This is a genomic window from Qipengyuania proteolytica, from assembly GCF_019711565.1.
GTDB lineage: Bacteria > Pseudomonadota > Alphaproteobacteria > Sphingomonadales > Sphingomonadaceae > Qipengyuania > Qipengyuania proteolytica.
Genome location: NZ_JAIGNN010000002.1, coordinates 850,553 through 876,055 on the forward strand (window position 1 = coordinate 850,553; position 25,503 = coordinate 876,055).

At 64.5% G+C, this 25,503-nt stretch carries 25 protein-coding genes and 2 tRNA genes; 13 read left to right on the forward strand and 14 right to left on the reverse strand.

The features are described 5' to 3' along the window. Nucleotides 1-35 precede the first annotated feature (35 nt). Both clpX and K3172_RS13210 read right to left on the reverse strand, forming a co-directional pair. Nucleotides 36-1,304, reverse strand: a complete 1,269-nt coding sequence (gene clpX, locus K3172_RS13205; RefSeq protein ID WP_221590757.1) for an ATP-dependent Clp protease ATP-binding subunit ClpX — start codon at nt 1,302-1,304, stop codon at nt 36-38. A gap of 188 nt (nt 1,305-1,492) precedes the next feature. Then, nucleotides 1,493-2,188, reverse strand: a complete 696-nt coding sequence (locus K3172_RS13210) for an ATP-dependent Clp protease proteolytic subunit (protein WP_221590762.1) — start codon at nt 2,186-2,188, stop codon at nt 1,493-1,495. A gap of 286 nt (nt 2,189-2,474) precedes the next feature. Between K3172_RS13210 and K3172_RS13215 the strand changes: the two genes are divergently transcribed. From K3172_RS13215 to K3172_RS13225, 3 genes are read left to right on the forward strand one after another with little or no spacing between them, the layout of a single operon-like run. After that, nucleotides 2,475-4,568, forward strand: coding sequence for a TonB-dependent receptor plug domain-containing protein (locus tag K3172_RS13215; RefSeq protein WP_247718167.1), 2,094 nt, complete (start codon nt 2,475-2,477; stop codon nt 4,566-4,568). A gap of 42 nt (nt 4,569-4,610) precedes the next feature. Then, a complete protein-coding gene (locus K3172_RS13220; protein ID WP_221590765.1) occupies nt 4,611-6,134 on the forward strand; it encodes an amidase in 1,524 nt (507 codons plus the stop codon). Between the two features lie 24 nt (nt 6,135-6,158). Continuing rightward, entirely contained in the window at nt 6,159-7,517 is a 1,359-nt protein-coding gene (locus K3172_RS13225; protein ID WP_221590767.1) for a cation:proton antiporter, read from the forward strand. A 60-nt stretch (nt 7,518-7,577) separates the two neighbouring features. On the opposite strand, the gene tig is transcribed toward K3172_RS13225, so the two are convergent. Then, nucleotides 7,578-9,131 (reverse strand): trigger factor, encoded by a 1,554-nt coding sequence (gene tig, locus K3172_RS13230; RefSeq protein ID WP_221590768.1) that lies wholly within the window; start codon nt 9,129-9,131, stop codon nt 7,578-7,580. A gap of 61 nt (nt 9,132-9,192) precedes the next feature. Next, nucleotides 9,193-9,277: transfer RNA gene (locus K3172_RS13235), tRNA-Leu, on the reverse strand. A 157-nt stretch (nt 9,278-9,434) separates the two neighbouring features. On the opposite strand from K3172_RS13235, the gene K3172_RS13240 reads away from it, so the two are divergent. Both K3172_RS13240 and K3172_RS13245 read left to right on the forward strand, forming a co-directional pair. Next, nucleotides 9,435-9,611 carry a hypothetical protein gene (locus K3172_RS13240; protein ID WP_221590771.1) on the forward strand — a complete coding sequence of 59 codons (177 nt, stop codon included), beginning with the start codon at nt 9,435-9,437 and terminating at the stop codon, nt 9,609-9,611. Nucleotides 9,612-9,650: 39 nt separating this feature from the next. Next, the gene (locus K3172_RS13245) at nt 9,651-9,935 is read left to right on the forward strand and encodes a DUF3297 family protein (protein ID WP_221590773.1); all 285 of its coding nucleotides are present in this window, start codon (nt 9,651-9,653) and stop codon (nt 9,933-9,935) included. Here K3172_RS13245 and K3172_RS13250 read toward each other — a convergent pair whose 3' ends face one another. Beyond that, nucleotides 9,936-10,529: a CHAP domain-containing protein gene (locus K3172_RS13250; protein ID WP_221590775.1), complete on the reverse strand. Its 594-nt coding sequence runs from the start codon at nt 10,527-10,529 to the stop codon at nt 9,936-9,938. A gap of 121 nt (nt 10,530-10,650) precedes the next feature. Between K3172_RS13250 and der the strand changes: the two genes are divergently transcribed. From der to K3172_RS13265, 3 genes are all read left to right on the forward strand, one after another. Further along, nucleotides 10,651-12,057 (forward strand): ribosome biogenesis GTPase Der, encoded by a 1,407-nt coding sequence (gene der, locus K3172_RS13255; RefSeq protein WP_221590777.1) that lies wholly within the window; start codon nt 10,651-10,653, stop codon nt 12,055-12,057. Between the two features lie 6 nt (nt 12,058-12,063). After that, nucleotides 12,064-12,555 (forward strand): DUF2721 domain-containing protein, encoded by a 492-nt coding sequence (locus K3172_RS13260; RefSeq protein ID WP_221590779.1) that lies wholly within the window; start codon nt 12,064-12,066, stop codon nt 12,553-12,555. Nucleotides 12,556-12,672: 117 nt separating this feature from the next. Further along, nucleotides 12,673-12,879: a hypothetical protein gene (locus K3172_RS13265; RefSeq protein ID WP_221590781.1), complete on the forward strand. Its 207-nt coding sequence runs from the start codon at nt 12,673-12,675 to the stop codon at nt 12,877-12,879. Here the strand turns inward: K3172_RS13265 and bfr are convergent. From bfr to K3172_RS13285, 4 genes are all read right to left on the reverse strand, one after another. Then, on the reverse strand, nt 12,876-13,367 hold the full coding sequence (gene bfr, locus K3172_RS13270) for a bacterioferritin (protein ID WP_221590784.1): 492 nt from the start codon (nt 13,365-13,367) through the stop codon (nt 12,876-12,878). The genes K3172_RS13265 and bfr overlap by 4 nt on opposite strands. A 123-nt stretch (nt 13,368-13,490) precedes the next feature. Next, nucleotides 13,491-13,679, reverse strand: a complete 189-nt coding sequence (locus tag K3172_RS13275) for a (2Fe-2S)-binding protein (RefSeq protein WP_221590786.1) — start codon at nt 13,677-13,679, stop codon at nt 13,491-13,493. A 77-nt stretch (nt 13,680-13,756) separates the two neighbouring features. Further along, complete coding sequence (locus K3172_RS13280; protein WP_221590788.1) at nt 13,757-15,046, reverse strand: DUF418 domain-containing protein; 1,290 nt, start codon at nt 15,044-15,046, stop codon at nt 13,757-13,759. Nucleotides 15,047-15,105: 59 nt separating this feature from the next. Continuing rightward, a complete protein-coding gene (locus tag K3172_RS13285) occupies nt 15,106-16,200 on the reverse strand; it encodes an SPOR domain-containing protein (protein WP_345725657.1) in 1,095 nt (364 codons plus the stop codon). Between the two features lie 225 nt (nt 16,201-16,425). Here K3172_RS13285 and K3172_RS13290 point away from each other — a divergent pair, with 225 nt between their 5' ends. The 3 genes from K3172_RS13290 to K3172_RS13300 are packed head-to-tail and all read left to right on the forward strand — an operon-like array spanning nt 16,426 to nt 19,044. Then, a complete protein-coding gene (locus K3172_RS13290; RefSeq protein WP_219955639.1) occupies nt 16,426-17,142 on the forward strand; it encodes a ParA family protein in 717 nt (238 codons plus the stop codon). Between the two features lie 24 nt (nt 17,143-17,166). Beyond that, nucleotides 17,167-17,673: a hypothetical protein gene (locus K3172_RS13295; RefSeq protein ID WP_221590790.1), complete on the forward strand. Its 507-nt coding sequence runs from the start codon at nt 17,167-17,169 to the stop codon at nt 17,671-17,673. 36 nt (nt 17,674-17,709) lie between these two features. Beyond that, the gene (locus K3172_RS13300) at nt 17,710-19,044 is read left to right on the forward strand and encodes an SPOR domain-containing protein (RefSeq protein ID WP_221590791.1); all 1,335 of its coding nucleotides are present in this window, start codon (nt 17,710-17,712) and stop codon (nt 19,042-19,044) included. Nucleotides 19,045-19,110: 66 nt separating this feature from the next. Here K3172_RS13300 and K3172_RS13305 read toward each other — a convergent pair whose 3' ends face one another. Together K3172_RS13305 and K3172_RS13310 are read right to left on the reverse strand one after the other, a co-directional pair. Next, nucleotides 19,111-20,343 carry a dihydroorotase gene (locus K3172_RS13305; protein ID WP_221590793.1) on the reverse strand — a complete coding sequence of 411 codons (1,233 nt, stop codon included), beginning with the start codon at nt 20,341-20,343 and terminating at the stop codon, nt 19,111-19,113. After that, nucleotides 20,340-21,365: an aspartate carbamoyltransferase catalytic subunit gene (locus tag K3172_RS13310; protein ID WP_221590795.1), complete on the reverse strand. Its 1,026-nt coding sequence runs from the start codon at nt 21,363-21,365 to the stop codon at nt 20,340-20,342. The genes K3172_RS13305 and K3172_RS13310 overlap by 4 nt, the downstream gene beginning before the upstream one ends. 102 nt (nt 21,366-21,467) lie before the next feature. Here K3172_RS13310 and sppA point away from each other — a divergent pair, with 102 nt between their 5' ends. Both sppA and K3172_RS13320 read left to right on the forward strand, forming a co-directional pair. After that, on the forward strand, nt 21,468-23,345 hold the full coding sequence (sppA, locus tag K3172_RS13315; protein WP_221590797.1) for a signal peptide peptidase SppA: 1,878 nt from the start codon (nt 21,468-21,470) through the stop codon (nt 23,343-23,345). 68 nt (nt 23,346-23,413) lie between these two features. Beyond that, nucleotides 23,414-23,488, forward strand: a tRNA-Val gene (locus K3172_RS13320). 76 nt (nt 23,489-23,564) lie between these two features. On the opposite strand, the gene K3172_RS13325 is transcribed toward K3172_RS13320, so the two are convergent. From K3172_RS13325 to K3172_RS13335, 3 genes are read right to left on the reverse strand one after another with little or no spacing between them, the layout of a single operon-like run. Further along, nucleotides 23,565-24,506, reverse strand: coding sequence for a reverse transcriptase family protein (locus K3172_RS13325; RefSeq protein ID WP_221590800.1), 942 nt, complete (start codon nt 24,504-24,506; stop codon nt 23,565-23,567). After that, a complete protein-coding gene (locus tag K3172_RS13330) occupies nt 24,493-24,810 on the reverse strand; it encodes a helix-turn-helix domain-containing protein (RefSeq protein WP_199798591.1) in 318 nt (105 codons plus the stop codon). Before K3172_RS13330 ends, K3172_RS13325 begins: the two co-directional genes overlap by 14 nt. A gap of 21 nt (nt 24,811-24,831) precedes the next feature. Beyond that, the gene (locus K3172_RS13335) at nt 24,832-25,035 is read right to left on the reverse strand and encodes a hypothetical protein (protein ID WP_115416064.1); all 204 of its coding nucleotides are present in this window, start codon (nt 25,033-25,035) and stop codon (nt 24,832-24,834) included. Nucleotides 25,036-25,503: the final 468 nt, after the last annotated feature.

Below are 25,503 nucleotides of genomic sequence, written 5' to 3' on the forward strand. Positions count from 1 at the left end.
TGGACAAATCGAAAAGAAGGCCGGGAGCCGCCGCCTCAGGCAGCCTCTTCTTTCTCGTCCTTCTTTCCGCCGTGAACCTGGATCGGCTCCTTGCGACCTTCGACGACGTCCTTGTCGATCACGATCTCGGTCACGCCTTCCATGTCGGGCAGGTCGAACATCGTATCGAGCAGGATGCCTTCGACGATCGATCGCAGGCCACGCGCACCGGTCTTGCGCTTGATCGCCTTCTCCGCGATTTCGCGTAGCGCCTCGTCCTGGAAAGTCAGCTCGACATCTTCGAGTTCAAACAGCTTTGCGTACTGCTTGACGATGGCGTTCTTCGGCTCCGTCAGGATGGTCACCAGCGCATCGACATCGAGGTCGTTGAGCGTCGCGATGACCGGAAGGCGGCCGACGAATTCGGGGATCAGGCCGAACTTGAGCAGGTCTTCCGGCTCGCTCTTCTCGAGCAGCTCGCCCACGCGGCGCTTGTCCGGATCGGCGACATGCGCGCCGAAGCCGATCGAGCGCTTCTGCAGGCGGTCGGCGATGATCTTGTCGAGGCCGGCGAAGGCACCGCCGCAGATGAACAGGATGTTGGTAGTGTCGACCTGCAAGAATTCCTGCTGCGGATGCTTGCGGCCACCCTGCGGCGGGACCGAGGCGGTGGTGCCTTCCATCAGCTTGAGCAGCGCCTGCTGAACGCCCTCGCCCGACACGTCGCGGGTGATCGAGGGATTTTCCGCCTTACGCGTGATCTTATCGATCTCGTCGATGTAGACGATGCCGTGCTGCGCCTTCTCGACGTTGTAGTCGGACGCCTGCAGCAGCTTGAGGATGATGTTCTCCACGTCCTCGCCGACATATCCCGCTTCGGTCAGCGTCGTCGCATCGGCCATGGTAAAGGGCACGTCGAAGGTGCGTGCCAGCGTCTGGGCGAGCAGCGTCTTGCCGGTCCCAGTCGGGCCGACCAGCAGGATGTTCGACTTGGCGAGTTCGACGTCACCCGATTTTCCGCTGTGCTTGAGCCGCTTGTAGTGGTTGTGGACCGCGACCGAGAGTACGCGCTTGGCGCGATCCTGACCGATCACATAATCGTTGAGCGTCGCGAAGATTTCCGACGGGGTCGGAACATCGCCTTCCTTCTTGCCCGCGAGACCGGCCTTGGTTTCCTCGCGGATGATGTCGTTGCAGAGTTCCACGCACTCGTCGCAGATGAACACGGTCGGGCCCGCGATGAGCTTCCTCACCTCGTGCTGCGACTTGCCGCAGAAGCTGCAGTACAGCGTGCTCTTGCTATCGGTTCCGCTCAACTTGGTCATATCCTAACGTCTTCCCCGCCCCCCATTCGGAAGATTCCCGACTGTAGGCGCGCGAGGATTTGGGTCAATATAGTAGGTACGGTCTTCCCCTTGCCACAAGCTGAAGCGGCAAGGTTGCCGGAATCCTACGGTAATAATGCAACAGTCCCGCGCGGGAACAGGTCCCGCGCCGAACGTAGGCTGCAATTTTACTCGGGTGCACCGCCCGAACCGTCGGCCTCGCCGCCCTCGTTTTCGGGGCGGGTTTCGAACACCTTGTCGACGAGCCCGAACTTCATCGCCTCGTCCGCTTCAAGGAAGGTGTCGCGATCCATCGCCTTTTCGATCTCGTCGAGGCTGCGGCCCGTGTACTTCACATAGAGGTCGTTCATCCGTTTGCGGATGCGCAGGATCTCGCGGGCCTGGATTTCGATATCCGAGGCCATGCCGCGCGCCCCGCCCGAAGGCTGGTGGACCATGATGCGCGCGTTGGGGAGCGCAATGCGCATGCCCGGCTCGCCCGCGGCGAGAAGGAAGCTGCCCATGCTGGCGGCTTGCCCCATGCACACCGTCGACACGCGCGGCTTGATGTACTGCATGGTGTCGTGAATCGCCATGCCGGCGGTCACCACGCCGCCCGGCGAATTGATGTACATGCTGATCGGCTTGGAGGGATTCTCGCTCTCCAGAAAGAGCAGCTGCGCCGTGATCAGCGAGGCCATGCCGTCTTCCACCTGCCCGGTGACGAAAACGATGCGCTCGCGCAGCAGGCGGCTGAAGATGTCGAAGCTGCGTTCGCCGCGACTGGTCTGTTCGACCACCACCGGCACGAGGGCACCCGTCACGGGATCGCGGGTGAACTGGCCTTGGGTGGAGTAGGCGTCGCCGCCGAACAGGTCGATCATGGATATTCCTCTTCTCGGATCAATCGGACGCCTATGTCGCGAGTACCCCGGCGATGTTCAAGGGGCTTAACCCTTCAAAGCAGAGGATATGTCGCTGCGAGTCAATCGATGGGCCTGAAAACGGTTGCAGCCTGCAATCCATGTCGCTCGTCGCCGCGAACCAGCCGTTCACGGATCAGGCGGACTCATTTGTCGGCTGGAAAGCAGCTGTGGTCGATGTCTGTCTGGCGCTCATGCCTACAAACGTAGACGTAGATTCCCGCACCACGAGGGGAGCCCTGATTCAATGCGTTACGCCCGCGCCGTTACCGCTGCAAATGTCCTTGCCATGCTCATGCTCGCACCAGCACCGCTGCTTGCCGCGGATGCGGATGACGATGTTCCGGTCGCCGGAGAAAGGGATTCGCCGACCCAGGGAGCGCAGGTGTTCGAACCGGTCTACTTCGAACGCTATGCGCCTCGCAACGCGCTCGACATGCTCGCCCAGGTGCCCGGCTTCGTCATCGACGGCGGCGACAACAATTCGCGCGGTCTCGGACAAGCGACGGCCAATGTGCTGGTCAACGGCCAGCGCTTTTCGAGCAAGTCCGAAAGCGTTCGCGACCAGCTCAGCCGCATTCCTTCGGGCGATGTGGTCCGCATCGAAATCGTCGACGGCACAACCCTCGACATCCCGGGCCTCAACGGGCAGGTTGCCAATATCGTCGTCAACACGACGGGTGCGTCCGGACAGTTCCGCTGGACCACCGGCTTCCGGCCCCACAACACCGAAGCGCAACTCTACGGCGGCGAGATTTCGCTGACGGGGAAGGAGGGTGCTCTCGATTACACAGTCTCCCTGAGTAACGAGAACAACCGCTTCGGGGCGGACGGTCCCGTCGAGCTGCGCGATGGCGCAGGCAATCTGATCGAGACGCAGGCCACCAAGTTTTCGGGCAAGTTCGACAACCCGCGCCTCTCGACCAACTTCACCTATACGATCTCGCCCGAAAGCGTCGCCCATCTCAACCTGCGTTATGGCGAGGATTTCTTCGCCGAGCGGATCACCGAATTCGCACAGCCGGTCACAGGTCCCGATCGCGACCGGCTGGTCCGCAACAGCGAGGACGGCCCGAACTACGAGATCGGCGGCGACATCGAATTCCCTTTCGGTCCTGGCAAGCTGAAGCTGATCGGCCTCGAACGCTTCGAACGCGACAATTTCGAGAGCGTGTTGATCGACAGCTTTTCCGACGCATCGCCCGATACCGGCTTCCGCTTCCGTCAGACCAATGGTGCGGGCGAGCGGATCGGCCGCTTCGAATATGGCTGGAACATGTTCAAGGCCGACTGGCAGTTGTCGGGCGAGGCTGCATTCAACCGGCTCGACCGTAGCTCGTCGCTCGAAGTTCTCGACGATGACGGCGATTTCGTCGGCATCCCCTTCCCTTCCGGCAATGGCGGCGTCACCGAAGACCGCTACGAGGGCATTCTCAGCTTCAGCAAGCAGCTGACGCCCAAGCTTTCCCTGCAGGCGACGGCGGGTGCCGAATACTCGAAAATCCAGCAGACCGGATCGGCAGCGAATTCCCGCGTCTTCAAGCGGCCCAAGGGCTCGCTCTCGCTCGCATGGAAACCTGCCAGCGATTTCGATATATCGGTCGAGCTGCGCCGCCGCGTGGGCCAGCTGAGCTTCGGCAATTTCCTTGCCAGCGTAAACCTCGACGACAACAACCAGAACGGCGGCAACAACGAGCTGGTGCCCGACCAGAGCTGGAACATCGAGGCCGAGGTCAACAAGAGCTTCGGCGCATGGGGCTCTGCCAAGCTGCAGGTCCGCCAGGCTTGGTTCGAGGACTTCGTCGACTTCTTCCCCTTGGCCGACGGCGGCGAGGCACGCGGCAATATCGGGGATGCGAAGCGCCTGCATGTCGAGCTTTCGGGTACGATGAAGTTCGACCCGATCGGCTGGAAAGGCGCCCAGCTCAACTTCGCCGCGGTCCAGCGATGGATGGACGTCACCGATCCGTTTACAGGCGAGAACCGTGCCTTCTCATACGACCTCTACAACAAGCTGGAGGCGGATTTCCGCCACGACATACCGGGTAGCAGCTGGGCCTATGGTGCGAGCCTGTTCACTTTCAGCCCGGTCGAATATTCGCGCCGCTACGAAGAAGGCCGGTTCTGGGAAGGACCGAGCTTCGTCGACGTCTTCATCGAGCATAAGGACATCCTCGGGATGACAGGCCGCCTGCGGGTCGGCAACGTCCTTGGCGCGCGGAACAAGGGGGGGCGCACAGTCTACGACGATTCGCGGCCCGATGGAGATGTGCTGTTCACCGAAGTTTCGGATCGCCGCATCGGGCCGATCGTGCGCTTCACGCTGAGCGGGAACTTCTGAGCCCGCTTGCATTGCCGAGATCCGGTGGCAGGGTGCGGTGCCATGAAGCACATCACCCTGCCGCTCGCCCTCCTCGCAACCGCGTCGCCGCTGGCCGCACAGGAGGCGACGCCGCCCGATGCTTCTGCCGGGATCGATGCGCTGGACGCGCTCTCGTCCGAGGAGGCGGCCAATGCCTATCTGCGCCGCATCGCCCAGCTCGACGACATGGGCCCGCAGCTGAACGCGGTGATCGCGATCAATCCCGCCGCTCCGCTCGAAGCGCGCGCGGCGCAGGCCGCAGCGCTTCCCCTGATGGGCCGCAGCGTGCTGGTGAAGGACAATATCGAGACGCGCGAACTGCCGACCACGGCCGGCAGCCTGGCACTCGCGGGCAACAACACCGGCCGCGACGCGCCCCTGATCGCCCGCATGCGCGCCGCCGGAGGCGTGGTCCTAGGCAAGACAAATCTGTCCGAATGGGCCAACATCCGCGACGACAACTCGACCAGCGGCTGGAGCGCAGTCGGGGGATTGACCCGCAACCCGCATGCAATCGACCGCAACACCTGCGGCTCGTCATCGGGCAGCGGGGCGGCGGTGGCCGCCGGGCTTGCCTGGGCCGCAATCGGGACCGAGACGGATGGATCGATCACCTGCCCGGCCAGCGTCAACGGCATCGTCGGCTTCAAGCCGACCGTCGGCATGGTCAGCCGCACGCATGTCGTGCCGATCAGCCATTCGCAGGACACGGCAGGCCCGATGGCAAACAGCGTCTTCGATGCCGCGCTCCTGCTCGGTGCGATCGCGGGGTCCGACCCTGCCGATGCTGCGACCGCGGAGGCCGACACCCATGTCACCGATTTCACCGCCGGGCTGGCCGACTATTCGCTGCAAGGCGTGCGGATCGGCGTGCTCGTCAAACAAATCGGCAATCGCAACGACGTGCGCGACGTCTTCGCGGTCGCGTTGGCCGACCTGCGACGTGCAGGAGCCGAACTGATCGAGATCGAGTACGAGCCTCAGGGAGAGATGTACGACGGCGAATTGACGGTGCTGCTCTACGAGTTGCGGACCGACATGGACGCCTATCTCGCGAGCCTGCCCGGCGAGGGCGGCCCGCGCGAATTAGCGGATCTTGTCGCCTTCAACACCGAGAATGCCGCGAGCGAGATGCGCTGGTTCGGCCAATCGTTGTTCGAGCAGGCGCTCGCCACCAGAAGTCGCGAGGACTACGAGGCGGCCCGGGCTACGTCGCTCAGGCTGGCGGGCGCCGAAGGCATCGATCGCCTCCTGACGGAAAACAACGTCAGCTTTCTCGTCGTCCCGACGCGCGGCCCGGCCTGGACGAGCGACCTCGTCAATGGCGACAATTACAACGGCAGCATCGGCGCGGGGTCGCTCGCGGCCATCGCCGGTTACCCGCATCTCACGGTTCCCATGGGAGCTGTAGAGGGCCTGCCTGTCGGGGTAAGCTTCATGGGCGGGACGTGGAGCGACCATGAGGTGCTCAAGCTTGGCGCTGCCTATGAACGGGCCCGCAGCGCAGCAATTCCGCAGCCCGACTTCGAACGCTGGGAGCCTTAGTGCGGCCGGAGCGTCTAATACGCCATGGATTTCGACCCCCGCATATTCATGTTCATCATTTTCGGGCTCGGACTGGTCCTGGCGGTCGGGTTGGAACGCCGGCTGGCTGATCACTGGCTGTCGCTGCCCCTCGTTTACGTGGCTGCCGGATGGGCAGTCTGCCAGCTTCCGCTCGGTCTGCCACACTTCAATCCTGCCAGCGACGGGTTCGATGCGATTACTCTCGAATACGTGACGGAGTTTATTGTCATCGCTTCGCTGATGGCAGCCGGCATCGCGATTGACAGGCCGGTGAGCTGGAAAAACTGGCGTCAGATCTGGCCCCTTCTCGTGATCGCAATGCCAGTGACCATCGCCGCGGTCGCTCTGCTTGGCTGGTGGGCGCTGGGCCTGGCACCGGCCAGCGCGATCCTGCTGGGCGCGGCGTTGGCGCCCACCGACCCGGTCCTTGCACGCAGTGTGCAAGTCGGGCCGCCGGGGGAAAACAAGCGTCATGACGTCCGCTTCAGTCTGACGGTCGAAGCGGGGCTCAATGATGGCCTCGCCTTCCCGTTCACCTATCTCGCCATTGCCGCTGTCGGCATGACGGCGCTTGGTGGCTGGACGGTACAGTGGTTTGCCCTTGATCTCGTCTGGCGCATCCTCGCAGGATGCGCAGTCGGTTGGGCGGTCGGCCGCGCCGGCGCATGGTACGTTTTCGAGCGTGAGGCCGATTCGCCGATCGAAGACATCGACGAAGAAAGTGAAGGGTCCGGGCGTCCGATCTACTCGACGAGCGAAGGTCTGGTCGTGCTTGGCACGCTGCTGCTCGCATACGGACTTGCCGAGGTCGTCGAGGGATACGGCTTCCTCGCGGTGTTCGTGGGTGCAGTGACGGCGCGGCAGCGGGAAAATCGCAGTCGCTACCACAAGATCAGCCACCATTTCATCGACCAGATCGAGCAGATCGTGCTTGTCGCGGTACTGTTCGGATTTGGCGCAATGCTGGCTAGCGGCGTTCTCGATGCGCTCACCCTGCCCGCCGCGCTGCTGGGCTGTGCGTTGGTTTTCGTCATTCGGCCCCTAGCCGGGCTGGCTGCCGAAAGCCTGAGTTTTCTACCGCTGCCTGGAAAGCTTGCCGTGGCGTTCCTCGGCGTGCGCGGAATGGGGTCGATCTATTACCTCGCCTATGGTCAGAACCACGCTGATTTCGCCCAGCTCGATCTCCTCTGGGCGACCGCGAGCTTCACGATTCTGCTCTCGATCGTGGTTCACGGCATCGTCGCCGGCCCGATCATCAGCGCCGTCGAAAGGCGCAAGGCCCATATCCACACGGGGCAGGAAGCCGAAATGCTCTCACACTCGCCGGGACTGGCGATCAAGCGGACTGCCAAGCCCGAATAAACGAAAGGGCGACAGGATCGCTCCTGCCGCCCTTCGCAATATCACGGAAGTAGCGTTCGCTTACTTCTTGGCCGGCGCCTTCTTGGCGGCCGGCTTTTTAGCAGCAGCCTTCTTGGCCGCGGGCTTTTCGCCATCGGCCTTCTTCTCGTCCGCTTTCTTGGCAGCAGCTTTCTTGGCCGGAGCCTTTTTCGCAGCGGGCTTCTCGTCCTTGTCCTCAGCCTTCTTGGCAGGCGCCTTCTTCTTCGGCGCGGCCTTCTTCTTGGCCGGCTTCGCTTCGGCTTCGGTTTCTTCCGCCTCGATCGCGGCTTCGAGTTCCTCGCGCGTCACTTCACGGTCGGTAATCTCAGCCTTGTCGAACAGGAAGTCGACGACCTTGTCTTCATAGAGCGGCGCACGCAGCTGGGCGGCAGCCATCGGTTCGCTGCGGACGTATTCGATGAACCGCTCGCGGTCTTCGGCGCGGTACTGCTGGGCAGCCTGCTGGATCAGCATCTGCATCTCGTTCGCATTGACCTCGACGCCGTTCTTCTGGCCGATTTCCGAGAGCAGCAGGCCGAGGCGCACGCGGCGTTCGGCGATCGAACGGTAGTCGTCCTTCTCGTCCTCGATTTCCTTCAGCATGGCTTCGGGGTCTTCTGAACGAGCGGCTTCCTGCTGGAGCTGCGCCCAGATCTGGTCGAACTCGGCATCGACCATGCCCTGCGGCACGGCAAAATCGTGACCCGCGGCGAGCTTGTCGAGCAGCTGGCGCTTCATCTGCGTGCGGGTGAGGCCGGCAGTTTCCTGCTCGAGCTGGCCGCGGATGAGTTCCTTGAGCTTGTCGATGCTCTCGAGGCCGAGGTTCTTGGCAAACTCGTCGTCGGCCTTGGTTTCGGTCGGGACCTTCACCTGCTGGACCGTGATGGCGAACTGCGCATCCTTGCCGGCGAGGTGCTCGGCCGGGTAGTCGGCGGGGAAGGTGACGGTGATCGTCTTCTCGTCGCCCGTCTTCACGCCCGTCAGCTGTTCCTCAAAGCCGGGGATGAACTGGCCGGACCCGATCACCAGCGGGGTGTTCTCGGCCTTCCCGCCTTCGAATTCGACTCCGTCGATGCTGCCGACGAAATCGATGATCAGCTGGTCGCCGTCGGCAGCCTTCTTCGTCTTGGCCGCATCCTTGTAGCTCTTGTTCTGGTCCGCGATGCGCTGGACGGCTTCGTCCACCGCCTCGTCGCTCACCGGCACGGTCAGGCGCTCGAGCATGAGGTCCTTGATTTCGGGGGCCTCGACTTCAGGCAGAACTTCGAGCTCGACCGTGAGGCTGGCATCCTTGCCTTCTTCGTAGCCTTCGCCGAATTCGACCTTCGGCTGCATTGCCGGGCGTAGCTTGTTCTCGGTCATCACCTTGTCGACCGATTCGCGGATCATGTCATTGACCGCCTGCGCATGGAGCTGTTCGCCGTGCATCTTGCGCACGAGGTTCGCAGGCACCTTGCCCGGGCGGAAACCCGGCATGCGTACCTGCGGGGCGATCTTCTTCACTTCGCTGCCGATGCGCGCATCGATGTCCTTCGCCGGGATAGTGACGGCATAGGCGCGCTTCAGGCCTTCATTGGCGGTTTCTTTGATCTGCATGGGTGAAACTCGTGACTTTCCGTAAACGATAAAGGTGCGAGGGCTGACGCCGTGGCGGCACTGGTGCGGGCGAAGGGACTCGAACCCCCACATCTTTCGATACTGGTACCTAAAACCAGCGCGTCTACCAGTTCCGCCACGCCCGCTAACCCGAACGAAGCTGCGCGAAAGGCGCTAACCCTCGCGTGTAGGCGCGTGCCTCTAGAGGGATGCGCGGCCAAGCGCAAGCGCGGCATTGGCACAGGAACAGGACCGGTCGCCGAGGCGTTTGTTACTTGCGCCAGCCGCCGAGGAGAATGCCTGATGGCAAGCCAACCCGACCCGTCGCCCGATATCGATCCGACCGCTCCCGACGAGCTGCCCCCGGCAAGCCCGCCTAACGAGAGCCCGATGGAAGAGCCGCCGGGGTTCGAGCCGCCCGCGCCCGATTTCGACGATCCGGGGCAGCATCCGCCGGAGACCCCGCCGCCCGCCGATTGATCTTGCCGCGCAGGCCAAGCCGCTTTATCGGCGCGCGCCATGAGCGACGAAACCAAGACAGACATCCCGCCCGACCACCTTTCGGTCAATCCGAAGAGCGAGCATTTCGATATGGAAGTGCTGAAGCGCGGCGTGGGCATCCGCTTCAAGGGCAAGCAGCGCACGGATATCGAGGAGTATTCGATTTCCGAAGGTTGGGTGCGCGTTCAGGCGGGCAAGACCGTCGATCGCAAGGGCAATCCCCTGACGCTCAAGCTGACCGGTCCGGTCGAAGCCTGGTACGAAGATCTGGGCGAGGACGCGCCGGTCGCCAAGGCCGGTTGATTACCGGAATTCGGCAAAGGCGCTGAGGAAGCGCTTCGAGGTCTGCTTGCGGACCGGCTCTTCGGTGCGGGCGATAACGGTGCGCGGCTGCGAGCGGCCATCGCCGTAGATGAAACCGTCTACCGGCCAGACGGTCGTCCCGACCCGGCCCAGCGGGGCATACCAGACCTGGACCTCGCTCCAGTCGTTGGCCTGCGAGACGTCGACGGCAAGCACGTCTTTCTCGATCTGTCCGCGCCGTCCGTCGATCGGAGACCAGTTCGCATGGTCCAGCAGCACGCGGCGCGAATCGAGCACCGTGCTGACCGCCGCCACATGGCCGAGGCGCATGCCCCGATGCGGGCGGAAAGCCATCACCGCTCCGGGGCGCGGTGCGTTCCCGGTGGCGTAGCGGCCCTGTGCCTGCTCCCACCAGGTGTGCGCATCGCCGTAAATCTGGATGCCGCTGACCTGCCGCGCATAGGGAACGCACTGGAGGTAGGGCTCGAGCTCGTTCGCAGAACGCGTCGGGTCGATGCTGAAGTCCTGCACCTCGTCGGCGAGCGCCGGGGTTGCGAAGGCGAACAGGGCGAGTGTGGCGATGACGCTCTTCATGGATGATCGAGCTAGCGCGTTAACCTTGCCGTGAGGCTGCGCGGCTTGGTTAACGGCGCGTTAGGCCTCTTTCCCATCACGCTTGCAAAGCGCCGCGCAAAGCGCCACTTGGCGCCCCATCATGCGCATCTCCTCTAAGAAGCCGACGGTGATCATCATCGGCCGCCCCAACGTGGGCAAGTCGACGCTGTTCAATCGGCTCGTCGGCAAGCGGCTCGCCCTCGTCGACGACCAGCCCGGCGTCACGCGCGACCGCCGCTTCGGCGATGCGGAGATCGCCGGCCTCGAATTCCAGATCGTCGACACCGCCGGTTGGGAAGACGAGGGCGCCGAAAGCCTGCCCGGCCGCATGCGCAAGCAGACCGAGGTCAGCCTTGAAGGCGCCGACGCCGCGCTGTTCGTGTTCGATTCGCGCCTCGGCCTGACCCCGCTCGACGAAGAGATCGCCCGCTGGCTGCGCAGCCAGAAGGTGCCGGTCGTGCTCGTCGCCAACAAGGCGGAGGGGCGGCAGGGCGATGCCGGCATCTTCGAAAGCTTCAGTCTCGGGTTCGGCGAACCGGCTGCGATCAGCGCCGAGCATGGCGAGGGCATTGCCGACTTGTTCGACCATCTCTGGCCGATCATCGGTGCCAAGGCGGAAGAGGCGGGCGCTGATGAGCAAGACGCGTTCGACGAGGAAGACGAGGAAGCACTCCTCAAGGGACCGCTAAAGCTTGCCATCGTCGGTCGGCCGAATGCCGGGAAGTCGACGCTTATTAACCGGATGCTGGGCGAAGACCGCCTGCTCACCGGTCCCGAGGCCGGAATCACGCGCGATTCGATCGCGATCGACTGGGAATGGACCGATCCGAAGAGCGGCGAAGCCCGCGAAATCCGGCTGATCGACACGGCCGGGATGCGCAAGAAGGCGCAAGTGATCGACAAGCTGGAAAAGCTGTCGGTCGCCGATGCCCGTCGCGCGGTCGATTTTGCCGAGGTCGTCGTGCTGCTGCTCGACGCGACGCGCGGGCTCGAGGCGCAGGACCTCAAGATCGCCAACCTCGTGCTCGAGGAAGGGCGCGCGCTGATGATCGCGATCAACAAGTGGGATGTGGCGGAAAACGCCAGTTCGCTGTTCAACGGCATTCGCGAGGCGCTCAACGAAGGGCTCGCACAGGTTCGCGGCCTGCCCTTGTTCGCGGTCAGCGCGAAAACCGGCAAGGGCATCGACCAGATGCTGACCGCCGCCTTCGAACTGCGCGAGGCGTGGAGCCGCCGCGTGCCGACCGCCGCGCTCAACCGCTGGTTCGACGACGCGCTGGAAGCCAATCCGCCACCCGCTCCCAAGGGCAAGCGGATCAAGCTGCGCTATATCACGCAGGCGAGTACGCGCCCGCCGCGCTTCGTGGTGTTCGGGACACGCCTCGACATGTTGCCGAAAAGCTATGAGCGCTATCTCGTCAACAGCATTCGCGACAAGCTGGGGTTCGAGGCTGTGCCGGTGCGCGTCGTCCTCAAGACACCGAAGAATCCCTACCAGAAGGATTGAACGCGCATGCTGCTCGAGAGTCTTGCAGCCCTGCCCGGTCTCGAGTTGATCGAACGGACCAGTTCGACTGCGCGCGTGCAGCATGTGGTCCAGCTGAGCCTGGCCCCGGCCTTCCTGCTCGCAGGCATTGGCGCCGTCATGAACGTGATGACCAACCGCCTGATCTGGGTTGCCAACAAGATCGAGCGGATCATGGCCGCGGATGAGGAGGGCCGCGCGGGCACGCTGCTCGAAGAGCTGCCGGCGCTGGAAAAGCGCCGCATTCTGGCGCAGCGCGCGGTGATGCTGAGCACGGCGGCGGCGCTTACCATCAGCATCGTGATCGTGTTGCTGTTCGTCAGCGCCTTCGTGCGCGCCCCGCTGGGGACGCTGGTCGCCTTTGCGTGGATCGTGACCATGGGGCTGCTGGTTGCCGGTCTCGGATCCTTCCTGCTCGAGACGAGAACCGCCGCCCGGCGCAATCGCGAGCGGATGCGCCGCCACCTGCCGCGCGACTGATCGCAGGTTTGGGGCCGGTCGGGGCCGGCCCGACGCTACGGAACGACCGGTTCGCGGCTGTTATCGAAGGTTCATCCCCGCACCCGCAACGTCCTCTGGCGAAAGAGGAGAAGCAGTGTGAACCGCATCAGACTGTCAATTCAGCCCGAGCATGGGCGTGACGCCGACCGGCTGGAAATCGAGGCACCGGATACGACAACGGCCTTGCTGATCGCCGACATCAATGTCCATGACGGGTTCGCCGAACTGTGGGACGGCAAACGGCTGCTCGGCCGTGTTATCAAGCACGGTGGAGCCTACGCGACTTTCTGGGAAATCGCCTAGCCGGCCTCGCCCTCGCCCGCCGGCTTGCTATTGAGCTGGACATAGTTTTCCAGCCCCATGCGCGCGATCATGTCGAACTGGGTTTCGAGGAAGTCGACGTGCTCTTCCTCGCTTTCAAGAATGCGTTCGAAAATCTCCCGGGTGGTATAGTCGCGCACCGTTTCGCAATGGGCGATCGCGTCTTTGAGCAGCGGGATCGCTTCCATTTCGACCGCGAGATCGGCCTTGAGGATTTCCTCGACGGTCTCGCCCACTTTGAGCTTGTGGATCGCCTGGAAATTCGGGAGGCCATTGAGGAACAGGATCCGCTCGGCAAGCACATCGGCATGCTTCATCTCATCGATCGATTCGTGGCGCTCGTATTCGGCCAGCCTGGTCACGCCCCAATCGGCCAGGACCCGGTAGTGCAGCCAGTATTGGTTGATCGCGGTCAGTTCGTTGGTGAGCGCCTTGTTGAGGAACTCGATGACCTTGGAATCGCCTTGCACGGCCGCTCTCCTGCTGCTGGATCGATCGGACGTTATGCGTGGACAACGTCCGGCTTGGCAAGGGATTGCGCGCAGAAAACGGCAGAATTCCGCCAGTTGCAAGCGATTGTCAGTAGCGGAAGATCAGGCTGCGGCGGGTACGAAACCGAGTTCGCGCTCTTCAAGCAGGATGCTTTCCGCTTCGTCGAGGCAGGTACCGCAAGCCGGGCGTTTGCCAAGCGCCGCATAGCACGCTTCCGCATCGCCCGAGACATGCCGCGCCGCACGGCGCAGTTCGCTCTCGCGGATGGCGTTGCAGATGCAAACGTACATGTCCGGGCTTCTCCTGCGAGTGATTCGCAAGAGCAGATGTAATGCGAGTCATTCGCAATAGCAAGGCTGGCGTGGAGTTATCGCCGCAAGGGGAACAGGCGCCAGTAGGTCAGGCAGCGCCACAGCCATTCGAGCGGTCCGAAACGGAAGCGCTCGAGCCACGGCCGCGACCAGAAAAGCATGACCCCGCAGGTCGCGAAAGCAACGCCATAAAGCTCCGTCCGGCCCAGCTTGCCGAACAGCCCGCCGGCCCAGCCGTGGAACACCAGCATCATCAGGATCGAAGTGCCGAGGTAATTGGTGAAGGCCGCGCGTCCTGCTGCCGACACCCGCTCCGCCAGCGCGCCGCGCACGCCCTGCCCCCACAGCGACAGCAGCGCTGCCAGACCCAGGATCGCGAAGAGCCGCGGCACCATCGACCAGCCCATCATCGCCGCCAGCGTGCCGTAATAGGTGAGACCGCCGTCCTTCGCCCACAGCGCGATCGGCACGGTGAGCACGGTGCCGAACAGCAGCAGACCCCACCCCCACGATCGTTGGCGCCCCGAATCGAGACCACCGTCGAACAGGCCGTAGCGATACGCCGCCATGCCGACGAGGATCAGAGGCAGCGTTTCGAACCAGAACAGCAGGAGCCAGGTCGGCAGTTCGGACGCATGTTCGGTGAGATTGTGAAGGACCCATCCGCTGTAGTCGCCAGCCGAGATCAGCCGGGTCTCGAGACGTCCGTCGGCGAGCTCGTCCTGCTTGCCGGCTTCCAGCTCGTCGGCAAGTTCGGCGAAGGCTGCGCGCCCGCCGAGTTCGCCATCGGCCACCAGCGGCAGGAAACCGACCACACCGGTGTAGAGAAAAGCCCCGCCGACATAGGACAGCAGGCCGAGGATCAGCATGTTTCGCCGCGACAGGCCCAGGAACAGCAGCGCGGCGAGGCCAGCACAGGCGTAGAGAAACAGGATGTCTCCGCGCCAGATGAAAAGGAAATGGACGATACCGAAGAGGCCCAGCCAGAACAGGCGCCGCACCTGCAGCCATACGCCCTGCCCCCGCGCCGCAGCCCGCTCGAGGAATAGCACCATCCCCGCACCGAACAGCAGCGTGAACAGCCCCCGCATCTTGCCGTCGATCAGGACGAACTGCGCCACCCACATCCAGTCTTCCGCCCTGCTATGCGGCACGGTGAAAGCGGCGGGATAGAGATAGGCGGTCGCAGGCTGGCCGAACGAGATGATATTGGCCAGCAATATGCCCATCACCGCGATGCCGCGGATGAAGTCGAGACTGCCTATCCGGCTGTCGGCAGAGGCGGCGATGGGCGCCGCCGCTGCAGGCTCACCTTCACGGGACACGGCGATTTCGTTTTGAGACATACGACCTCTTTGCGGCCCGCCGGACTAGCACGGCCGCGCGCATTGCCAAGCCGCTGCCGCTATTTCGTGACGAGGCAGTCCTGCCCGCCGCGCTTGAGCGAGGTGCAGGCGGCCCGGGCTTCTGCCTCGCTGGAATAGCCACCCGCCAGCAAGCGCGTCAGCCTGCCGGACGGTATCGTGACCTTCTCCTTGCCGGAGAGTTCGCTGCGGGCGGAAAGCTTGGCCCAAAGCCGGTCGGCATTGCCGGCTACGCCGAATGCACCGAGTTGCAACTTCCACGGCCCGCCGCTGCTTGCCGCAGGGCGAAGGCTGGTTTGGGTTCGTACCGATGATGCCGGGACTGACACGACCACGTCAGGTGCAGAGGCCTCTTGCGGCTGCGCACGAGCGACCACCACCGGCCCCGCCCCCCGCGGCACGGTGTAGTCAGCACCCGGTGCAGCAGACCGCTCCTGAGCCACTGCCCGCGATACCGCCGCAGGTGGTGGAGGAGGCGGAGCGGTGCGTGAAGTCGCGGGGGGAGCGTCCGATACGAGCGCAAGATCGGCGGCCGCGAGCTCGCGCGCTCGCGCGGCCTCGGCTTCTCCTTTGAGACGGGCGGCGAGCGCTTGCGCCGCCTGACGCTGGTCCAGCGGGATATAGTCGTCCATCTGCGCCAGCGCAGCCTTCGCCTGCGGGAGCCCGGTGCCATTGGCGAGCGTCAGCAGCGCGTAGGCGCGCTCCCAGTCCTTCTCCACCAGCTCGCCGTTGAAATGCGCGATCCCCATCAGATATTGCGCCCGCGGATCGCCGCGCGATGAGGCAGCTTCGATATAAGGCATCGCCCGCTCCCGCTGACCGTTCTGGAACAGCAGCAGGCCGTAATTGTCGGCCGCCCTCAGATGCCCCTGTGCGGCAGCCTGCGCGTAGAGCATTTCGGCCCGCACAAGGTCAGTCTTCACACCCCGGCCCAGACGATAGGCCTGCGCCAGGTTGAATTGCGCGTCGGCGTCGCCCGCCTGCGCGGGGCCGTTCCATTCGCGCACCGCCGCGGCATAGTCGCCCTCGCCCCACGCGTCGACGCCCGCCTTCACGTCGGCCTGCGCGGGGGCCGACGCACCAAGCATGCAGAGCCAGCCTGCGACCATCAGAGTGCATTTCTTGGTACCGACCACAGTCCCCGTCTCCCGTCACTGACGCGGCCGGCACGCCCGACCGCCAGCATCCTATAGTAAATCGCCGGTTAGCAAAGCCTTGCCGATGATCTGCTGAACCCCGGGCGAACCAAAACGCAGCCAAGTTAACCCTAAATTAGGGGTAGTCTGCGATTTCCTGTTTCGAACGGTCGCAAATTGCGCGGCCAACGGATGGAATACAGGCTCAAACCAGGGGGAATAGCCTTGCGTGTACTGGCACTGGCATCGCAGAAGGGCGGATCGGGTAAAACCACGCTCTCCGGACATCTCGCCGTACAGGCCCAGCGCGCCGGCGCCGGGCCCGTCGTCCTGATCGATATCGACCCGCAGGGCTCGCTTGCGGATTGGTGGAACGAGCGCGAGGACGAATATCCCGCTTTCGCCCAGACCACCGTAGCACGTCTCGCCAACGACCTCGCCATCCTGCGCCAGCAGGGGTTCAAGCTGGCCGTGCTCGACACGCCGCCGGCGATCACCATGGCGATCCAGTCGGTCATTTCGGTTGCCGAACTGATCGTCGTCCCGACCCGCCCCAGCCCGCACGATCTGCGCGCCGTGGGTGCTACGGTCGACCTGTGCGAACGCGCCGGCAAGCCGCTGGTCTTCGTGGTCAATGCTGCGACGCCGAAGGCCAAGATCACATCGGAAGCCGCCGTCGCGCTGTCGCAGCACGGCACGGTCGCCCCGATCACCCTGCACCACCGCACCGACTTCGCCGCCTCGATGATCGACGGCCGCACGGTCATGGAAGTGGACCCCGAAAGCCGCTCGGCCGCCGAGGTTACCGCGCTGTGGAAATACATCGCCGACCGTCTGGAGAAGAACTTCCGCCGCACCGTCTTCGCCGCACCGAACACGCAGAGCGCGGTTCCCGGTGCCCATCGCCCCGCTGGTGGCTTCGGCCGCCGGGTGGCACAGTAAGAGCTCTAGGGCGGAGACTGCCGGATGTCTGACGCCAATTTCGCCTCGCTCACCCCGACGCTCCTCGCGCGCAAGGGCGGCGCCAAGCCCGCCATGCGCCCGCAGTCCGGGATTCCCGGTCCGATCGACGGCAAGGAAGCCGCCGCCAACCTGGAAGACCTCGGCTGGAACGACATGGGTGACGACACACCTGCCGAAAAGGTCGTGGCGATCGCGCCGCGTGCCGCAAACGAAAGCGGCGCCCACGTGGCACCGAACCAGGTTCGCGAATCGCTGAGCAGGATCGCCGCCAAGCTCGATCAGCCGGTCGAGGACAAGAAGCCGGTCGTCCGCAAGGCGGCGTCGGCGCGCGGCAAGCGTGCAGCTTTCACGCTGCGGCTCGATCACGAACGCCACCTGATGCTGCGTCTTGCCTGCACAGTTCGCGGTCGCAGCGCCCAGCAGTTGGTGACCGACGCGCTCGACGGCCTCCTGGCGGAGATGCCGGAGATCGCGAGCCTCGCTGCCCAGGTGCAGCAAAACGAAAAGTAAGTTCGAAGACGTGGGATCGCCTTCAGGGGAATGGAAATGAGCACCGAGAGCAAAGCCAAGACCACCCGGTTCGTCCGGCTCGCCGTTACCACGGCGCTGGCAACCACGGCGCTTGCCGGCTGCACCGGCAAGGTCGCGCCCTCGCACGCCTATTCGGCATCGCAGGCTGAGACCGCGCTGAAGAAGGGCAAGGACAGCAAGGCGATCCAGCAGGCCGAAGCGGCCGTGCTGGCGGCGCCGCGCGATGCCTATACCCGTACGCTGCTCGGCAACGCCTATCTCGAGGCCGGTCGGTTCACCTCGGCTGCCACCACCTTCGGCGAAGCGATCGAGCTCGGCGATACCGCGCCGCGCACCATCATCAGCTACTCGCTCGCGCTGACTGCAATGGGCGACCGGGACGGCGCGATCCGCGTTTTGCGGGCGCATGAAGCGGCGATCGACGCGGCCGACTTCGGCCTCGCCCTCGCCCTCGCCGGCCAGCCGCAGCAGGGTGTCCACGTCCTCAGCAACGCGCTGAAGGGCGGCCAGAATACCGCGAAGGTCCGCCAGAACCTCGCCTACGCTTTCGCTCTCTCGGGCGATTGGAGCAACGCCCGCCTGCTCGCATCGCAGGACGTACCCGGCGACCAGCTTGGCGAGCGCATGAGCGAGTGGGCCAGGTTGGCCCAGGCAGACGAGCCGACCGTTCGCGTCGCGAGCCTGCTCGGTGTCGATGCGGTGGCCGATCCCGGTCAGCCCGCGATGCTCGCGCTCGTCAATCACCCGGCAAATGGCCAGCTGGCGCTCGAAGCGTCGCAGCAGGTCGATCAGGTAGCCGAGGCACCGCACAGCGACTTCGCCATGGCGAGCGAGCTTCCGCCGGTCGTCGCTGCACCGGTCGCACAGGATGCGGGTGAAGCCGCTTTCGCCGAAGCCGGTCTCGAAACCTACGGCGAGCAGCGCTTCGTCGCTGCCGAAGTGGCCCAGCCCGCCCCGGCACCGGTCGCCGCCAAGGTTGCCGCACCGCGTGTCGCAGCCCTCGCTCCGGCCGGCAAGCCCACCCTTGCCGCCCCCAGCGTCATGGCATCGGGCGACTACAACATCCAGCTCGGCTCGTTCTTCTCGATGTCCGACGCACAGGCCGCATGGAAGATCTTCCAGAGCCGCTATCCCGAACTGGCCGATGCCGAAAAGGTCATCACCAAGGCGCGGGTCAACGGCAAGATCTACTACCGTGTGGCGGCGGCAGGCTATGCCAAGGCTTCGGCGCAGTCGATGTGCCGCACCGTCAAGGCCGGCGGCCACGGCTGCATTGCCTACGCCGCTTCCAACCCCCTTCCCGGCGCCCTCAATGTTGTGGGTAACGAGGTACGGGTCGCAGCGCGGTAACATCCGCACTCCATCCAGACTTCGCCAGCCCCGTCCGGAGCGATCCGGGCGGGGCTTTTTCCTGCCCTAGAGGTCGATCGCGACGCCGCCTTTGTAGAGCGCGGTGACCCGGCCCTGCGTGGGTTGCCCATCGAAGGGCGTATTGCCGGCGGTGGCCGCCATCTTCGCGCTCTGGATGACCCAGGGCTTGTCCGGATCGATCAGGGCGATGTCCGCCTCTGTGCCCGGTTCCAGAACACCGGCCTCGACACCCAGCAGACGGGCGGGCGTCGCCGCCACGAGATCGAACGCACGCGGCAGGTCGATTACCTCGTCGCGCACCAGCGAGAGCACCATGGCGAGCAGCGTCTCGGCACCCGCCATGCCCGGTTCGGCATCGGCGAAGGGCAGGCGCTTGTCCTCGGGTCCCCGGGGGTCGTGGCCACTCGCGATGACGTCGATCGTGCCGTCGGCGATGGCCTCGCGCACGGCCTGCCGGTCGTCCTCGCAGCGCAGCGGCGGCGAAAGGCGCGCAAAGGTGCGGAAGTCGACCGTGGCGAGATCGGACAACATGAAATGCGCCGGGGTCACGCCGCAGGTTACCGCGAGCCCCCGCGCTTTTGCTTCGCGGACCAAAGCCAGTCCTGCCCGCGTCGTCACCTGCCGGAAATGCAACCGCGCCTTTGCCATTTCGGCCAGCGCGAGATCGCGTGCGATGGCGATCGCTTCGGCCTCGACCGGCGCGCTGGGCAGGCCGCGGCGCGTGGCGATCTCTCCCGCCGTTGCGACTGCCTGCCCGACCAGCGCCGCATCCTCGGCATGGGTCACGACGAGCAGGTCGAGCATCGCCGCATATTGCAGCAGCCGCAGCATCGCACCCGAATCGCCGATCCATTTCCGCCCCGTCGCCACCGCCAGCGCACCGGCGTCACGCATGAGCGCGAGCTCGGCGATTTCGCGACCGGCAAGCTCGCGCGTTGCGGCGGCGAGCGGATGCACCCAGAAATCGGGCTTGCCGCTCTTGGCGATGTAGGAAACCCGGCTCGGCAGGTCGAGCGGCGGCGACTGGTCCGGCATCAGCGCGGCGCGCGTGATCCCGCCGAAATGGAACGCCGGCTTGTCGATCGCGAACACGCCGAAATCGACGAGGCCCGGCGTCACGAGGGCGCCCTTTGCGTCGATGACCGCATCCTCGCTCCCGGCCTGCACGTTTCCGACTGCGGCGATCTTGCCGTCGGCAAGCCTGATGGAGCCTTCGCGAACGCCATCAGGCGTCACGATCCTGCCGCCGGTCATCGTCAGGGGTTGCATCTGCTTCATGCCGCGTCCCCCCATCCCTCGACCCCGCGCCCGCGGCGGGTCAGCACGTCGAGCGCCGCCATGCGGATCGCGACGCCCATCTCGACCTGTCGCGTAATGATAGAGCGGTCGATCATGTCGGCCACCTCGCTGTCGATCTCCACCCCGCGGTTCATCGGCCCGGGATGCATCACCAGCGCGTCAGGCCTGGCATTGGCAAGCCGCGTCTTTGTCAGGCCGTAAAGGTGGTGATATTCGCGCGCCGAGGGGATGAACTGGCCGCTCATGCGCTCGGTCTGCAGGCGCAGCATCATGGCGACATCCGCCCCGTCGAGAGCGGCGTCGAAATCGTGGAAGACCTCCGCCCCCATCGCTTCGATGCCGCTCGGCATGAGTGCGGGCGGCGCGCACAGCCTCACCGTCGCGCCAAGCGCCTGCAGGCAGAGCAGGTTGGAGCGCGCCACGCGGCTGTGCAGGATATCGCCGCAGATCACGATCACGAGGCCGGTGAAATCCTCCGCTGCCTCGCCCCGCGCGCGCAGCGCATGGCGCAGCGCCAGCGCGTCGAGCAGCGCCTGCGTGGGGTGTTCGTGCTGCCCGTCGCCCGCATTGAGGACAGGGCAATCGACCTTGTCCGCGATCAGCTGCGTCGCTCCGCTCGACCCGTGCCGGATCACGATCGCATCGGCGCGCATGGCGTTCAGTGTGATCGCCGTGTCGATCAGCGTCTCGCCCTTCTTCACGCTCGACTGCGCGGCATGCATGTTCACGACATCCGCGCCCAGTCGCTTGCCCGCGATCTCGAAGCTCAGCAGCGTGCGGGTCGAGTTCTCGAAGAAGGCATTGATGACGGTAAGGCCCGCCAGCAGGTCGTTGTGCTTGGTCGGCTGGCGGTTCAGCGCCACCCACTGTTCCGCCTCGTCCAGCAGGAACAGGATTTCATGCCGCTCGAGCTGACCGATGCCGATCAGGTCGCGGTGCGGGAATGCCAGCGCGCCCGCAGGATAGCGGGCCGCGTGGGCCGAGGTTTCCGTCGATGCCATTGAAGCGACGCCCTTAGTCGAGCGGATAGGCCCGCTCAAGCGCTTTCGACTGGCGAAGCGGGCACGGCTCACCTAGCTAGGGCGCAACAGGAGAATATTCGGATGCATTTCGCAGGTAGGGTCTGGCGGCTTCTGGTCGGCGTGAAGGACGCGCTGGTCCTCATCTTCATGCTGCTGTTCTTTGCGGCGCTGTTCGCGATCCTGACCGCGCGCCCCAGCCCGGCGGCCGTGCGCGACGGCGCTCTGCTGGTCGAACTCGACGGGGTGATCGTCGAGGAACGCTCCGAAGTCGATCCCATCGCGGCGCTGCTCGCTTCTAGCGCGCCGATGGCTGAATATCAGTCCCGCGACCTCGTACGCGCTCTGGATGCCGCTGCGAAGGACGACCGGATCACGGCCGTCGTGCTCGATCTGGAACGCTTTCTGGGCGCTGGCCAGGTACACCTGCAGGAAGTTGGCGAGGCGCTCGACCGGGTGCGCGCGGCCGAGAAGCCGGTCCTAGCCTATGCCACCGCCTATACCGACGATGCCATGTTGCTGGCTGCCCATGCCAGCGAGGTCTGGGTCGATCCGCTGGGCGGCGCGGTGATCGCGGGTCCGGGCGGCGAGCGGCCCTACTACGGCGCCTTGCTCGAGAAGCTGAAGGTCAATGCCCGCATCTACAAGGTCGGCGAATACAAGAGCGCGGTCGAGCCCTATTCGCGGTCCGACATGTCCGAACCGGCCCGCGAAAACTACGGAGCTCTCTATGGCGCGCTGTGGGAAGAGTATGTCGCCAATGTGAAGAAGGCACGCCCCGCAGCCGATATCGAGCGCATCACGAGCGACCCGGTCGGCTGGATACAGGCGGCCAGGGGCGACCTCGCAACCGCTGCCAAGCAGGCCGGCCTCGTCGACAAGCTCGGCACGAAGGAAGAGTTCGACCAGCGCGTGGTCGAACTGGTCGGCGAGGACGACTGGAGCGAGCAGCCCGGCGCTTTCCCATCGACCCCGCTCAATGCCTGGCTCGAAGACAATCCCGCCCCGACCAGCGGCAAGCCGATCGGCGTGATCACGATCGCCGGCGAGATCGTCGACGGCGAGGCAGGTCCCGGAACTGCCGGCGGCGACCGGATCGCCGAACTGCTCGACGAGGCGCTGACGCAGGATCTCGCCGGACTGGTGGTGCGGGTCGATTCCCCCGGCGGATCGGTCATGGCGTCCGAGCGTATCCGCACGGCGATCCTGCGCCAGAAGGCGCGCGGCATCCCGGTGGCGGTATCGATGGCGAACCTCGCGGCAAGCGGGGGCTACTGGGTTTCCACCCCTGCCGACCGCATTTTTGCGGAACCGGAAACCATCACCGGCTCGATCGGCATCTTCGCGGTTATCCCGACCTTCGAACGCGCGGCGGCAGAGTGGGGCGTTTCAAGCGACGGCGTGCGCACCAGCCCGCTCTCGGGCCAACCCGACCTCATTGGCGGCTTCACCCCCGAAGTCGACGCCATGATCCAGGCGACGGTCGAGAACGGATACGAAGATTTCCTCGAACGCGTCGGCAACTCGCGCAAGTTGTCCCGCGACCAGGTCGACCGGATCGGTCAGGGGCGGGTCTGGGACGGCGGCACTGCGCGCCAGATCGGCCTCGTGGACCAGTATGGCGGGATGGACGACGCGCTCGCCTGGGTCGCGCAGCAGGCGAAGCTCGGCGACGGCTGGCATGCGCGCTATCTGGGCGCTAGCCGGAGCAGCTACGACACGCTGCTGCGCAGCTGGCTGATCGACGATGCCGAAACCGGGGGCGGCACCGATCCGGTGGCCGTCATCGCCTTGCGCGAGCGCGCCGTGCTGGGCCAGGTCGAAAGCGATGTCGACCGGCTACTGGGCGTGAAGGGCATGCAGGCCTATTGCCTCGAATGTCCGGCTGCACGCGGCGCCGTCCGACCGAGCGGCGAGACGCGCGGCTGGCTGACCGCCTTGCTAACCGCAATCGCCCGCTAGCAGGTGCTTGCCACAACCCGATTCGCCGCGTAAAGGCGCGCCCCTGCCCTCAGCCGAGGCCGACGGGCGGGCGCGTAGCTCAGTGGTAGAGCACACCCTTCACACGGGTGGGGTCGCAAGTTCAATCCTTGCCGCGCCCACCATCTTTTCAGAGACTTAGCTGAATAGATGACCCCACTACCCCCGTCAGGGGTATTTTCGGGGTAGCGATCTAGCTCCTCACTCTGCTCCGGCTCCGACCTTAAGCCTCCTGCGCCGGTGAACGGCCGCGTCCTTCCGGCCGGTCCATGATGGATCCACGATGGCCGCCTCGCTGAGCTTCCCGATGAGGGAGGGAAGGACCTTCATCTTGTCCTCGACAGTGGACGCAGCCGCCTCCACCTGCTCGAGCTCGGCAATGCCTTTCGCACGGCGGTGCGGGACCTCCCGACCGCGCCGCGTCTTTGCGATGCCGGTCAGCACCCGTGGTTGACCGGGTGAGAAGGACTTCGCCTTGTGGGCCTTCAAACCATATCGAGCGATGATCTTTCGCGCTGCCTGTTGGCACTTTCGATTGGCGAACACGCCAGTAATGGACATGTCATCGACATAGACGGTGAACTCGCAACCCAGCTCGACAGCGAGCGCCGCGATTTCATCGAACATCGGCTTGTAAGCCCAAAACGACAGGATGGTGCTGGCATTGCCGCCGGTCGGTAGATGACCATCGTATGTGAGCAACTGCTTAGCCCGGGCCGCCACGTCCGGTGGGTACTCGAGCACGTCCTCGAAGAAGCGCTGGACGTAGTGCGAGCTCGAGGAGGGAAAGAACTTCTTGATGTCGAGCTTGATGCAGGCCTTGTCCGCAGTGTGCGCGTTCGCATTGGTGATGTAGGAGCGGCCCTTCACACCTGAGTGGAGATAGTCGGGGGTCTCGATTTGAGCGAGCAACCGCGCAAAGCGCTGGTGAATGAGCTTGAGTTGCGGCTTCGGCTCCTCGATCATTCGCGGTGCCTTCCCTTCCACCTGGGCGAGGGGGCGGACGAGATAATTTTCGTCACCCCATCGGACCAGCCGCTCGAGCGCGGTGGGCGTCACCATGAGGATGTTTGCGAGACGGCGCGGCGAGGTCAGCCGAAAGAGAGCGCTTGCCTTGAGCGGGACCCGCTTATGCGTGCTCATGCTCGTCCCGCTCGGCCGTCACAGTCGAAATCCAATCAAGCATCTTGAGGGTCTTGCCCGCCACGAATGTGCGCGTCTTTTCCGCAGGCGAAGGGTTTGCCGCCTGTTCCGCGAAGAACATGAGAGACGACAGCGGGATGGAGAACGCATCCGCGTACTTCTCCAGCACCTCCATAGTCACCTTTTTGTCGCCGCGCTCGAGCTCGGTGATGTACGACTTCGAGAGCCCGACGCGATCTGCGGTCTGCGTCTTGTTCAGGTCATGAAACACCCGAACCAGTCGCAGCGCCTCGTTCAGCATCATGCGTCCTTTCTGTAATGACGCCTAGAAGTGACGGAACATCTCGAGGACGGCGCTGACCAGTTTCACGATGGCTTCCGCCATCTTGATCAGCGACATCAGGACAAGGCGGTTCCGCAGAACCTTATCGAGGCTCCACCGCACTGCTTTCACAATGCGCCGGACCGCCTGCCGTCCGTACTTCCACAACCCGGCGTCTGGGCTCTTTTTCGGCAAATGAGCCATCATGAGTCTCCCAGACCATCGACCGGCCGAATTGCCTGTCGATCTGCACTTGGTCCGAGAGCGGATCAGGGTTGAGGTTTTGCTTCTAGGCGCACACTGCACACAAGAAATTCGAACAAACCGAATAACTGCATACCGGGACCATCTTCGTTTCTCCGACGCCGAGACGCCGGAACGAGAGCTGGCAAAGTGGTAAAGGCCTAACTGGGACCTTCACTGGCGGCGGACCGCCATGCTTCTAGTGCATCTCCATTACCCAAACGCTGAGATTGATGTAGGCTGGCAGTTCGCCAGATGCAAGCAAAAGTTCGCTGTTGGCGAACTTATCCACAACTAGACCGCATACGGGCTCGTCTCGCTCACCCGATTGCCGCACGGACCGCACAGCCGATTGTGCGAGCCCTCGCTCTCGAAGGGCTTGCGGCACCGGAGGCAAGGCCGGGTCTCAGTCGGCATGGGCTCGCCATGCAC